The sequence below is a fragment of the Halobaculum litoreum genome (assembly GCF_030127125.1).
Taxonomy (GTDB): Archaea; Halobacteriota; Halobacteria; order Halobacteriales; family Haloferacaceae; genus Halobaculum; species Halobaculum litoreum.
On the sequence record NZ_CP126156.1, the window covers coordinates 581,848 to 593,887 of the forward strand.

The 12,040-nt window shown below is 72.3% G+C and carries 13 protein-coding genes and 2 pseudogenes; 5 read left to right on the forward strand and 10 right to left on the reverse strand.

The genetic code is table 11. The features are described 5' to 3' along the window. Positions 1-19: 19 nt before the first annotated feature. On the reverse strand, positions 20-436 hold the full coding sequence (locus tag P0R35_RS03070) for a Rieske (2Fe-2S) protein (RefSeq protein WP_284013770.1): 417 nt from the start codon (positions 434-436) through the stop codon (positions 20-22). A gap of 76 nt (positions 437-512) precedes the next feature. Here P0R35_RS03070 and P0R35_RS03075 point away from each other — a divergent pair, with 76 nt between their 5' ends. Continuing rightward, the gene (locus P0R35_RS03075) at positions 513-1,508 is read left to right on the forward strand and encodes an MBL fold metallo-hydrolase RNA specificity domain-containing protein (RefSeq protein ID WP_284013771.1); all 996 of its coding nucleotides are present in this window, start codon (positions 513-515) and stop codon (positions 1,506-1,508) included. A 25-nt stretch (positions 1,509-1,533) separates the two neighbouring features. Here P0R35_RS03075 and P0R35_RS03080 read toward each other — a convergent pair whose 3' ends face one another. The 4 genes from P0R35_RS03080 to P0R35_RS16815 form a co-directional block, all read right to left on the reverse strand. Further along, entirely contained in the window at positions 1,534-1,752 is a 219-nt protein-coding gene (locus tag P0R35_RS03080) for a hypothetical protein (RefSeq protein ID WP_284013772.1), read from the reverse strand. Between the two features lie 21 nt (positions 1,753-1,773). Beyond that, positions 1,774-2,499, reverse strand: coding sequence for an archaeal proteasome endopeptidase complex subunit beta (gene psmB / locus P0R35_RS03085; protein WP_284013773.1), 726 nt, complete (start codon positions 2,497-2,499; stop codon positions 1,774-1,776). A 63-nt stretch (positions 2,500-2,562) separates the two neighbouring features. After that, positions 2,563-2,793, reverse strand: a complete 231-nt coding sequence (locus P0R35_RS03090) for a hypothetical protein (RefSeq protein WP_284013774.1) — start codon at positions 2,791-2,793, stop codon at positions 2,563-2,565. Positions 2,794-2,969: 176 nt separating this feature from the next. Continuing rightward, positions 2,970-3,359, reverse strand: a complete 390-nt coding sequence (locus P0R35_RS16815) for a DUF7317 family protein (protein WP_490396510.1) — start codon at positions 3,357-3,359, stop codon at positions 2,970-2,972. 177 nt (positions 3,360-3,536) lie between these two features. Here P0R35_RS16815 and P0R35_RS03095 point away from each other — a divergent pair, with 177 nt between their 5' ends. Together P0R35_RS03095 and P0R35_RS03100 are read left to right on the forward strand one after the other, a co-directional pair. Beyond that, complete coding sequence (locus P0R35_RS03095; protein WP_284013775.1) at positions 3,537-3,902, forward strand: DUF555 domain-containing protein; 366 nt, start codon at positions 3,537-3,539, stop codon at positions 3,900-3,902. A gap of 97 nt (positions 3,903-3,999) precedes the next feature. Further along, a complete protein-coding gene (locus P0R35_RS03100) occupies positions 4,000-4,539 on the forward strand; it encodes a CBS domain-containing protein (protein ID WP_284013776.1) in 540 nt (179 codons plus the stop codon). Between the two features lie 39 nt (positions 4,540-4,578). Here P0R35_RS03100 and dnaJ read toward each other — a convergent pair. From dnaJ to P0R35_RS03125, 5 genes and pseudogenes are all read right to left on the reverse strand, one after another. Beyond that, positions 4,579-5,747: pseudogene (gene dnaJ / locus P0R35_RS03105) on the reverse strand (molecular chaperone DnaJ). A 168-nt stretch (positions 5,748-5,915) separates the two neighbouring features. Then, a complete protein-coding gene (gene dnaK / locus P0R35_RS03110; RefSeq protein WP_284013777.1) occupies positions 5,916-7,823 on the reverse strand; it encodes a molecular chaperone DnaK in 1,908 nt (635 codons plus the stop codon). 189 nt (positions 7,824-8,012) lie between these two features. Further along, positions 8,013-8,714 carry a lipase family protein gene (locus P0R35_RS03115; RefSeq protein WP_284013778.1) on the reverse strand — a complete coding sequence of 234 codons (702 nt, stop codon included), beginning with the start codon at positions 8,712-8,714 and terminating at the stop codon, positions 8,013-8,015. A gap of 59 nt (positions 8,715-8,773) precedes the next feature. Beyond that, on the reverse strand, positions 8,774-9,385 hold the full coding sequence (locus P0R35_RS03120) for a nucleotide exchange factor GrpE (protein WP_284013779.1): 612 nt from the start codon (positions 9,383-9,385) through the stop codon (positions 8,774-8,776). Between the two features lie 58 nt (positions 9,386-9,443). Further along, complete coding sequence (locus tag P0R35_RS03125; RefSeq protein WP_284013780.1) at positions 9,444-9,653, reverse strand: hypothetical protein; 210 nt, start codon at positions 9,651-9,653, stop codon at positions 9,444-9,446. Positions 9,654-9,787: 134 nt separating this feature from the next. Here P0R35_RS03125 and P0R35_RS03130 point away from each other — a divergent pair, with 134 nt between their 5' ends. Both P0R35_RS03130 and P0R35_RS03135 read left to right on the forward strand, forming a co-directional pair. Next, on the forward strand, positions 9,788-10,615 hold the full coding sequence (locus P0R35_RS03130; RefSeq protein WP_284013781.1) for a YhjD/YihY/BrkB family envelope integrity protein: 828 nt from the start codon (positions 9,788-9,790) through the stop codon (positions 10,613-10,615). A 51-nt stretch (positions 10,616-10,666) separates the two neighbouring features. Then, a pseudogene (locus P0R35_RS03135) lies at positions 10,667-12,039 on the forward strand (DEAD/DEAH box helicase). The last annotated feature ends 1 nt before the right edge of the window (position 12,040 follow it).

Consider the following 12,040-nt stretch of genomic DNA (forward strand, 5'->3'; position numbering starts at 1 on the left):
GTCGTCGTCGCCCACGCGGTCAGAACCCGAGGTGGGAGGTCGAACTCGGTCCGTCGTCGCCGTCGCGCTCGCCCGCGTGTCGGAACGTGTACCTCTCGTCGACGAGGCGCACCGCGCCGTCGGTCACGTCCACCGTCACCTCCGTGAGCGTCGTCCCCGCGGCCGGCCCGTTGTCACACTCGCCGGAGCAGGCGTCGAACATCGACCCGTGCTTCGGACAGATCACCTCGCCGTTCCGGGTCGCGGCGCCGCGCCCCTGGTCGAGCCGTTGGAACTCGTGGGGGCAGACGTTCACCCACGCGCGCACGCCCGGCGGCTCCTCGCAGCGCACGAGGATCACCTCCGTGTCCTCGCCGTGGCGGTCGCTGGCGACGAACAGGTACGACCCGTCGTCCGGTACCTCCTCGACGGCGGCGATCCGCGAGCCGGTCGACATCGGCGGCCGTTCGGCGGCGAGCGACAAAAAGGGGTGTCGGGAAACGGTCTTGTGCCGGCGCCCCCGAGGGGCCGCCGTGACAGAGACGGCCCCCGGCGTCGCGCTCCGCGACGGGATCGAGATCCGCCTCGCGGACGGCACGACCGTCGTCGCCGACGCCCGCGACCCCGCCGGCGACGTGACCGCCCTCACGCACGCCCACGGCGACCACCTGTTCGGCGGCGACCCCGGGCCCGTCGTCTGCTCGGCGGCGACCGCCGACATCGCCCGCGCCCGTCGCCCGGAGGCGGACGTCGCGGTGACGACCGACCCGCGGGTCGAGCTGGTGAACGCCGGCCACGTCGCCGGCTCGCGCGCCGTGGTCGTCACCGACCCCGACGACGGGACGCGCTACTGCTACACCGGCGACTGCTCGACGCGCGACCGCCTGTACCTCGACGGCTTCGACCCGCCCGAGGCGGACGTGCTCGTCGTCGAGACCACCTACGGCGAGCCGCGGTACCGGCTCCCACCGCAGGCCGCCGTCGAGGGGGCGGTCGTCGACTGGCTCGCGGACACGGCCGACACGCCCGTTCTGCTGTTCGGCTACTCGCTGGGGCGCGCCCAGAAGCTGCAGGTGCTGGCCGAGCGCGCGGGACGCGACCGCGTGTTCGCCACCGAGGCCGTCCGCCGCGTGAACCGCGCGATGGAGCCGCACGTGGACGCGACGTTCCCGGTCGCGCCGTACGCCGACGGGGTGGACCTGCGGCCCGGCGACGCGCTGGTGCTCCCGCCGTCCGCGGCCCGTCGCGACTGGGTGACCCGGCTCCGGGAGCGCCACGACGCGCCGGCGGCCGGCTTCTCCGGCTGGGCGGTCGACGACTCGTTCCGGTACCGCGGCGGCTACGACGTCACCTTCGCGCTGTCGGACCACTGCGACTTCGACGAGCTGAACGCCGTCGTCGACGCCGTCGACCCCGAACGCGTGTACACGACCCACGGGTCGACCGACGCGTTCGCCGACCACCTCGTCTCGCGCGGCTACGACGCGCGGGCGCTGCGGGCGAACCAGACGTCGCTGGGGGAGTTCTGAGCCGTCGACCGCGCGGCCGACGCCGTCAGCGACGTGCCTCGGGGTCGTACTCGGGCACGTCGCCGACGCCGTAGTCGAAGTAGGTGCACGCGCCGTACGCGACGGCCGCCCACGCGACGGCGACGGCGACGCCCGCGACGATCAGCGCCGGGCGGTCGCGGACGCCGCCGGCGACCAGTCCGACGAGGATACTCGCCAGTGCCGGCGTGACGACGATCCAAAAGCGCGTCTCGAAGTCGAACATCGGGCCGGGCGAGTCCCCGCCTTACGCGGTCAGCTCGTCGATGTCCTTGTGTTTCGTGATCTCGACGCCCTCCTCGGTGACGACGGCGACGTTGATCCCGTTGCCGGAGGCGGTGTCGCGCTCGACCGCGGACTTGATCGCGCGGGCGGCGACGCGCTTGGCCTCCTCGACGGAGAGGTCCTCGCTGTACTCCTGCTCGAGCACGCCGAGCGCGAACTGCGAGCCGGAGCCGGTGACCGTGTACTCCTCCTCGGTCATGCCGCCGGCCGCGTCGATGGAGTAGACGTGGGCGCCCTCGTCGTCGACGCCGCCGAGGATCGGCTGGACGATGAAGAACGCGCCCGAGCGGAGGAGGTTGCCGGTGAGCGTCGACAGCGCCTGCATGCTCATGTCCTTGCCGCGGCGGGCCTCGTACAGGTTCGTCTCGGCCTTCAGCGTCTGGATGAGGTTCTGCGCCGCCGACACCGAGCCCGCGATGGTGAGGGCGCCGGTGGGGTGGATCTCCTCGACCTTCTGGACGTCCTTCGAGGAGACCATCCGGCCCAGCGAGGCGCGCATGTCGGTCGCGAGCACGACGCCCTCCTCGGTGCGGAGGCCGACGGTCGTCGTCCCGGTCTTCATCTCGCCCTCGCCGGTCGCCTGCGCGCGACGCTCGTCGGCGTGGGGGAACTCCCCGAGCTCCGGCCCGAACACGGTCTCCTCGCCGCCGATCGCGTCGAGGTCCGCGAGGTCACTAGATGGTCGCATTGACTCGCGGTACGGCTCCGTCGCTGATAAATGCACCCCTTCAGGAACTCGCCGACGGCGGCGCTATCGCTCGGTCTCGGCCGTCGCGGCCGGCGTCTCGTCGTCGTCGGTCGCCGCGTCGACGGCGGCGTCGTAGGCGTCGTGGATCCGGGCCACGACCGTCCCCATCGGGAGGCGGACCCCGAGGCGACGGCTCATGAGGACGAACGGGAACACACAGATCCCCGCGAGGACGGTGAGGTGGTGGAGCGCGTGGAGTCCGGCGTGGCGGACGGCGCGTGCGGCGTGGGTCATACCCTTGGTCTCCGGTGCCGCCGCACCTGCGTATAAGTCTGTTGGCCGCTCGGATCCGCTCGATCGCGGCGCAGTCGGGCGATCGGCTCGTCACCGCCCCGGCGAGTGGGGGCCAGCCGATTCGCGCCGTTGAGACCCGCACCTTCGCCGGGAGGGACACCGAGGATTTCGATAAGTTACGGGAATCCACGGCGTCCCGTCCGGGTCCCCACGCGGGGGATCCGGCGGCTGTGGCGGGTGGAACACGGGTGGAACGAAGAGGCGGCGAGGGTCGGAAAACGGGCACCAGCGGGGCGTCGCGACCGAGCGGGGTCGTCAGTCGCTGACCGCTCCGGGGGGTCGCGCGGTCGTCGTCGACGGCGAGGCCCTGCCGACGGAAGCTGCGCGGCCAGTTCCTCGGTCGTGATCCCGGCCCGGGTCGCGGCCTGCTCCAGGGAGAGCGACGTTCCGCGGTACAGTGTCAGCGCCGTCGTCAGTGCTTGCAGGGACATGTGTCGTACGACTCGTTCAGACTGTGGCCGTACGTAAAGCAGTTTCGGAATTTTCTGTGTGTATCGACTGCGCATGGAGAGAACACCCGACGAACGTCCTTCGATCTCCGGTATCGGTTCCGATCGATGCGAACGACGGCGCGAGTGACGCGGTCGGCGGGGCCCCTCGTTCCGACGGGAGCGCGCCCGGCGACCGCTCGGTCCGGGCCGCCGAATCAACGGGTTATTGTCCACAGGTCCGGGATGGAGCGTATGAGCAACTATCTCGTCGCCCTCGAGGCGGCGTGGCTGGTCCGCGACGTCGAGGCGATCGACGACGCCATCGGCGTGGCGGTGAGCGAGGCAGGTCGGCGACTCAACGAGGCGAACAAGGAGTTCGTTGACGTGGAGGTGGGGGCGACGCCGTGCCCCGCCTGCGGCGAGCCGTTCGACTCGGCGTTCATCGCGGCCTCCACCGCGCTCGTCGGGCTGATGCTCGAGATCGACGTGTTCAACGCCGACAGCGAGGAGCACGCCACCCGCATCGCCAAGAGCGAGGTCGGCGGGGCGCTGCGCGACGTGCCGCTCGACGTCATCGACGTCGTCGAGACCGAGGCCGACGAGGACGACGAGCGGTAGTCGCGACCGGCTCCGCGCCGGTCCGCCCGCACGGCGCGCCGGCGCGAAGCCGTCGCCCGACCGAACGCTTTTCAATTACCAACGGTAATTCCGGCGTATGGAACTCCCGACGCGCCAGGACCTGCGCGAGCGCCGGACGGCGCTCGACTTGACCCAAAGCGCCCTCGCGGAGCGCGCGGACGTGTCGCAGCCGCTGATCGCCCGGATCGAGGGGGGCGACGTCGACCCCCGACTGTCGACGCTGCGGCGGATCGTCGAGGCGCTCGACGAGGTGGAGGGCGACGTCGTCCGCGCGAGCGACATCATGCACCAGTCGGTGATCAGCGTCGCGCCCGACCAGTCCGTGCGCGAGGCGGTCGACCTCATGGAGGGGGAGGCGTACTCCCAACTGCCGGTGATCCAGAACGGGACGCCGGTCGGCTCCATCTCCTTCTCCGACGTGAACAAGGCGGGCGAGGACGCCGCCGACCTCCCGGTGAGCGAGGTCATGTCGGAGTCGTTCCCGCCGGTCAGCCCCGACGCGACCGTCGACGAGATCCGGAACCTCCTCGAACACTACAAGGCGGTCGTCGTCACCGAGGGCGGCGACGCCGCGGGGATCATCACCGAAGCGGATCTGGCGGCGCAGTTGTCCTGAGAACGCGAGCCGCAACGACGCCGGCCGCGCCGACGCGGTCTACAGCGAGTTCTTGATCTTCTCGAAGAAGCCCTCGCTCACGTCGATCTCCTCGCCGCCGGCCTCCGCGAACGCTTCGAGCGCCTCCCGTTGCTCCGTGTTGAGGTCCTCCGGCGTCACGACCTGCACGTTGACGTAGAGGTCGCCGTTCCCGCGGCGGCGCAGGCGCGGCATCCCCTTCCCCTTCAGCCGGAACGTCTCGCCGCTCTGGGTGCCCGCGGGCACCTCGAACTCGACGCTCCCGTCGAGCGTCTCCAGCGTCACCGTGTCGCCGAACACCGCCTGCGGGAACGACACCGGCTCGGTGAGGTGGAGGTCGGCGCCGTCGCGCTCGAAGCGGTCGTCGCCCTCGACGCGCACCTCGATGAGCAGGTCGCCGTCGCGGGCGCCGGGCTCGCCCGGCGCGCCCTCGCCCTCCATGCGGAGGGTCTGGCCGTCCTGGATACCGCCGGGCACGTCGACCGTCAGCGTCGTCTCCTCGCGGGTGATCCCCGAGCCGTCGCACACCGCGCAGTCCTCGGAGTAGGTCTCGCCTTCGCCCTCGCAGGCGGGACAGGTGGTCGTCTGTTGGACCCGCCCGAGCGGCGTCTGTTGGACGCGCGTCACCTGCCCGCGGCCGTCGCACTGCGTGCAGGTGCGGACGTCGGCGTCCTCCGGGTGGCCGGAGCCGTCGCACTCGTCACACCGCGTCGGGCGCGCGACGGAGAACTGCTTGGTGACGCCGTCGTGTGCCTCCTGCAGGTCGATGTCGAGGTTCGTCCGGAGGTCCTTCCCCGGACGCGGGCCGCCGCGACCGCGGCCGCCGCCGCCCCCGAACAGGTCGTTGAAGATGTCGCCGATGCCGCCCATGCCGCCGGCGCCGCCGCCCATCCCCCGAACGGGTCGCCGCCCATGCCGCCGGCGCCCGCGCCGCCGGCGCCGCCGTCGAAGCCGCCGCGCTTCTCGGCCTGCTCGAACCGCTCGTGACCCATGCGGTCGTACGCCTGGCGCTTCTCCTCGTCGGTGAGGACCTCCTTGGCCTTCTTCACCTGCTTGAACTTCTCCTCGGCGTCGTCGGCGTCGCTGACGTCCGGGTGGTACTCCGTCGCCTTCTGCCGGTACGCCTGTTTGATCTCGTCCTCGGAGGCGTCGCGGGACACCCCGAGCACGTCGTAGAAGTCCTCGCTCATTCGTTGTTCGTGGATACGTCCCTCCGGCTATTTCAATCGCGTGGCTTCCGGGACGACTGTTCGCTCCGGGACAGTTCGGTGTCGCCGTCGGCGGGGGCCGTCCTCCCGCCGCGTCGCAGAACGACCGCTCGGGTCGACCGGCGTCGACCGGTCGGTCGCCGAGGGCGACTACTCGTCGTCGTCCTCGACGTCCTCGAAGTCGGCGTCGACGAACTCCTCGTCGTCACCCTCGGCGCCGGCGTCGGGACCGCCGCCCATGCCGCCCATCCCGCCCATGCCGCCGGGACCGGCGCCGCCCGCGCCGCCCGGGCCGGCCTGGGCCTGCTGGGCCTGCTGCTGGTACATCTGCTTGCCGATCTCCTGGAGCGCCTCCGAGAGTTCCTCGGTGGCCTCCTCCAGTTCGTCGGCGTCGGCCTCCTCGTCGCCGAGCACGTCCTGGACGTTGTCGATCTCCTCGCGGATGTCCGCCTCGAGGTCGTCGTCGACGTTCTCCTCGTTCTCCTCGAGCAGGGTTTCGGCGCGCTGGATCGCGCTCTCGGCCTCGTTGCGGGCCTCGATGCGGCGCCGGCGCTCCTCGTCCTCCTCGGCGTGCTGCTCGGCCTCCTGCTGCATCCGGTCGATCTCCTCGTCGGAGAGGCCCGCGCCGCCCTCGATGGTGATCGACTCGGCGTTGCCCGAGCCCTTGTCCTCGGCCTCGACGTTGACGATGCCGTTCTCGTCGATGTTGAACGACACCTCGATCTGCGGGGTGCCCGCGGGCGCCGGCGGGATGCCGGTGAGCTGGAACTCGCCGAGCTGTTCGTTCTCCTCGGCGATCTCGCGCTCGCCCTGGAACACGCGCACGTCGACGGACGTCTGGTTCGCGGCGGCCGTCGTGAAGATCTTCGACTCCTCGGTCGGGATGGTCGTGTTCTTCTCGATGAGCCGCTCGAACAGGCCGCCCTTCACCTCGATCCCCAGCGACAGCGGGGTGACGTCGAGGAGAACGAGGTCGTCCACGTCGCCCGAGAGGACGCCGCCCTGGATGGCCGCGCCCAGCGCGACCGCCTCGTCGGGGTTGACGTTCTTCTTCGGCTCGGTGCCGAGGATCTCGGTCACCTTCTCCTGCACCTGCGGCATCCGGGTGGAGCCGCCGACGAGGATGACCTCGTCGATGTCGTCGGCGTCGTAGCCGGCGTCCGCGAGCGCCTGCTCGGTCGGCTCGACCGTGCGGTCGATGAGGTCCGCGGTGATGTTCTCGAACGTCGCGCGGGTGATCTCCGTCTCCAGGTGGACCGGCCCGGAGTCGGTCGCCGTGATGAACGGGAGGTTGACGCTCGCCTGCTTGCGCGAGGACAGCTCGATCTTCGCCTCCTCGGCGGCGTCCTTCAGGCGCTGGAGCGCCTGCCGGTCCTCGCGGAGGTCGATGCCGTGGTCGTTCTGGAACTCCTCGGCGAGGTGGTCGATGATCGCCTCGTCCCAGTCGTCGCCGCCGAGGTCGTTGTCCCCGTTCGTCGCGACGACCTCGTACACGCCGCCGCCCAGATCGAGGACGCTCACGTCGAAGGTGCCGCCCCCGAGGTCGTACACCATGACGGTCTGGTCGGACTCGTCGTCGAGTCCGTACGCCATCGACGCCGCGGTCGGCTCGTTGACGATGCGCTCGACCTCGAAGCCGGCGATCTCGCCGGCGTCCTTCGTCGCCTGGCGCTGCTTGTCGTTGAAGTACGCGGGCACCGTGATGACCGCCTTCTCGACGTCGTCGCCGAGGTACTCCTCGGCGTCGCGCTTGATCTTCTGGAGGATCATCGCCGAGATCTGCTGGGGCGTGTAGTCCTCCCCGTCGATCTCGACGGTGTAGTCCTCCTCGCCCATGTGCCGCTTGATCGACTGGATCGTGCGGTCGGGGTTCTGGACGGCCTGGTTCTTCGCGGGCTTGCCGACGAGTCGCTCCCCGTCGTCGGTGAACGCGACCACCGACGGCGTCGTCCGGTCGCCCTCGCCGTTGACGATGATCTCCGGGTCGTCGCCCTCCATCACCGCGAACGCCGAGTTCGTGGTCCCCAGGTCGATTCCGAGGATCTTGTTGGTCGCCATCTTGGCCACCGATAGCGCCGCGAGTCCGTTAAACGTTACTAGACAGGGCGTACCGCGGTCACCCCCCAAGTCGTCGCCCGCTTGCGATTACGGATCCACGCCCCTCACACGAGTGGCAACGCTTATCACGAACCGCGAACGCAGCCGACCGCCCCCCTCGCGTCGCCCCGACGGCGTCGCCGCCCCGACTCACTCGAGGGCGGACGGCCCCTCCCGCAGCGCCGCGACGGCGTCGGCGACGATCGCCTCGCGGTCGGGCGAGGCGAAACACTCGTGGCCGCCGTCGTACAGCCGGATCCGGTCGGCGGGGAGGCGCTCGCCGATCGCGTCGGTGCCGACGAGGCCGTCCGTCAGCGTGCAGAAGGCGACCGCCTCGTCGCCGGCCGCCGGCAGCGACGCCTGCGCCCGTCGGATCTCGCGCACGAACGACGGGGCGAGCGCGTTCGCCTCGCGGGCCGACGGCTCCGCGAGCGCGCCGAGGGTGTCCCGGTCGGCCTCCACGGACACCAGTTCGCGGCTCGTCGGCAGCGCCCCCAGCACGCGGAACGGGAGGCGCTGGCTCGGGTGGAGCCCCCACCACGGGCTGAGGTGGACCGCGCGTTCGGGGAGCGTCCCGCTCGCGACGGCGTGGGCCGCGATCAGGCCCCCCGTCGAGTGGGAGAGCACCCGGTCGAACGCCGGGGCGTCCGCGACGTACGCCGCCAGCGGGGCGAGGTACTCGTCCTCGAAGCTCCGCACGTTCGTCGGGATCTCGCAGGCGTGCGTTCGGTACCCCTCGTCGGCGAGCGCGTCGAGCAGCCAGCGCGGCTCGGGCTGGGCGGCGGTGTTCCCCCACCCCATCACGAACAGCAGCGGCTCCCCGTCGTCGGGTCCGTGGACGGTGAACTCCATGCGCTCCCTGCACGCGACCGACACAAAACGCTACGGGGCCCTCGCGGCTCGGTCCCCGCCTACTCCTCGTCGCTGACGGTGACCTGCGCGGCCTCGATCACCTTGTCGGCCATCTCGTACCCGTCCTTGTACACGTCGGCGACGGTGCCGGCGGGCTGGTCGGAGTCGACGCGCATCATCACCTCGTGGCGCTCGGGGTCGACGTCCTCGCCGGGGTCGGGGCTGATGACCGCGACGTTCTCGTCGCCGAGGATCCGGTCGAACGTCTCCAGCGTGGACTCGACCCCGGGGCGGATGTCGACGTCCTCCTCCTGGTCGAGCGCGCGCACGAGGTTGTCGCGCACCTCGGTCAGCCGGCTCACGAGGTCCTCCGTGGCCCGCGCCTTCTCCTGTTCCTGTCGCTTCTTCGCGCGCTTCTTGTAGTTCTGGAAGTCGGCCTTCGTCCGGCGCAGGCTCGACTCCAGTTCCTCGACGCGGTCGGCCGCGTCGGCGGCCTCCCGTTCGAGCGCGGCGACCCGTTCGGCGAGGTCGTCGTCGTACGCGGCCGCCTCGTCGGCCAGCGGCGTCTCCTCGACCGACTCCGCGGGGCCGTCGGCCCCGTCGGGCTCCTCGTCGGCGGTCGGCGCGTCCGGCTCGGGCTCGTCGTGTCCGGCGTCGGCCTCGTCGCTCATACCCCACCGAAGCGGTCGCGCGGAAATACGGATTGCGGATCCGGGCGTCGCCGGCGACTCACTCGCCGCCGTCGCCCTCGGCCGGGTCGTCGCCGGCGGCGGCCGCGCGGAGGTCGTCGATCCGGGTCGCCAGCACCGACAGCGCCGCGTCGGCGTCGACGTACCCCTTGTCGTACTCGTCGTACACGTCGTCGGCGCCCGCGAGGAACGCCGCGACCGCCTCGTTGATCCCGCCCGCCTCGGCCGCGTCCGCGTCGTCGTCGCTCATACCCGTCGGTTCGGCGGGTCCGCTTGTGTGACTTACGGGCGGGCCGCGGCGACGGCGGCCCGCGCCGTAAGCTCGGCGTACCGGCCCGGGCCGACGGACTAACGAACCGGCCGGAGCCCGAACGCCCGACCGACGTGGCAGACAGTCCCCGCCCGGACCCGCCCGACGACCGGACGGCCGCCCCGACGCGGACGGCCGGCGCCCTCGCGGTCGCGCGCGGCGTCGTCGAGCGCGGGCGCTCGGCGGGCGTCGGCTTCCTCGCGGCGGCGGTCGCGTACTACGCGCTCGTCTCGCTGGTCCCGCTGGTGGCGCTGGCGGCGCTGGCGCTGGCGACGGTCGCCGGCGAGGCCGTCGCCGACCGGGTGGTCCTCGCCCTCGGCGAGTCGCTCTCCGTCTCCGGCAGGGAGACCGTCCGACGGGTGCTCACGTCGGCGGCCGGCCGGGCGCGCGCGACCGTCGTCGGGGTCGCGGTGCTCCTGTGGGGCGCGGTCCGCCTGTTCCGCGGGCTCGACCGGTCCGTCGCCCGGGTGTACGGCGTCGACGACGGCGGCACCGCCCGCCGGGCCCGCGACGCCGTCGCCGCGCTCGCGGCGGTGGTGACGGCCGCGGTCGCGCTCGTCGGGGTCGCCCTGCTCGCCCCCGCGTGGGCCCCGGCCGGCCCGGTCGCGGCGGCCGCCGGGTGGGTCCTCCGCGTCGCCGTCCTCGTCGTCCTCCTCGTGCCCGCCTTCCGCGTGCTCCCCGACGCGCGAGTCACCGTCCGGGAGGTGCTCCCCGGCTGCGTCGTGACGGCCGTCGGCTGGACCGCGCTGTTCGTCGGGTTCGAGCGGCTGGTCGGGCTCGCCGGCGGGAGTCCGCTCTCGGGCGCGCTCGGCGGCGCCGTCCTCGCGGTCACGTGGCTGTACGCCGCGGCGTACGTCTTCCTCGTGGGCGTCGTCGTCGACGCCGAACTCGCGGCCCGGTGAGCGCGGTCGCCGTCGCCCGCTCGCGGTTCACGTGCCCGCGACGGCGAACTTATGGCGCGCCGGCGACGACTCCCGCCCGTGTCGTCGGTCACCCTCACGTACGAGGACGGGACGGTCCGGGTCGCCGGCGCGCCCGACGAGTCGCTCCCCGGCGTCGAGGCGGACGCGCGCTCGGGCGACCGCCGCGCCCCCGCCCACCGCTACGCCGCCGTCCGCGACGCGCTCCGCGAGCGCGGTCACGACGTGACCGACCGCGTCCTCGACCTCGCCCCCTCCCCGCGCTGTCGTCCGGCTACACCCTCCGCGAGTACCAGCGGGCCGCGCTCGACGCCTGGCGCGACGCCGGCCGCCGGGGCGTCCTCGAACTCCCCACCGGGAGCGGCAAGACCGTCATCGCGTTGGCGGCGATCGCCGCCGCGGGGACGCCGGCGCTCGTCGTCGTCCCGACGGTCGACCTGCTGGAGCAGTGGAACCGCGAGCTGTCGTCGACGTTCGACGTCCCCGTCGGCCGCCTCGGCGGCGGCGAGCAGACGGTGGAAGCGGTCACCGTGTCGACGTACGACTCGGCGTACCTCCGCGCCGACGAGCTGGGCGACCGGTTCGGCCTGCTCGTGTTCGACGAGGTCCACCACCTCGGCGGCGAGGGGTACCGCGACGTCGCGCGGCTGTTCGCGGCCCCCGCCCGCCTCGGCCTCACCGCGACGTTCGAGCGCCCGGACGGCGCCCACGAGGCGGTCGCCGACCTCGTCGGGCCGGTCGTGTACGCGCTCGACGCCGACGACCTCGCGGGCGAACACCTCGCGGACTACGAGGTGCGCCGCGTCGAGGTGGAGCTGACCGACGCCGAGCGAGAGCGCTACGAGGCCGCGCAGGGCACGTTCGTCGACTACGTCCGCGACGCCGGCATCACGTTCCGCTCGGGATCGGACTACCAGGAACTCGTGAAGCGGTCGGGGAACGACCCGCGCGCACGCGAGGCGCTGCTCGCCAAGCAGCGCGCCCGCGAGGTGATGATGAACGCCGACGCGAAACTCGACGAACTCGCGCGGATCCTCGACCGCCACCGCGGCGAGCGCGTCATCGTGTTCACCGCCCACACCGCGCTCGTGTACCGCATCTCCGAGCGGTTCCTGATCCCCGCGATCACCGCCGAGACGGGCGTCGAGGAGCGCCGCGAGACGCTCGACCGCTTCCGCGCGGGCACGTACTCCCGCGTCGTCGCGGCGAACGTCCTCGACGAGGGGGTCGACGTCCCCGAGGCCAGCGTCGGCGTCATCCTCTCGGGCAGCGGCTCCGAGCGGGAGTTCACCCAGCGACTCGGCCGCGTCCTCCGCCCCGGCGCCGACGGGACGAAGACCGCGACGCTGTACGAACTGGTGACGAGCGAGACTGCGGAAGAACGGGTCGCACAACGGCGCCGGTGAC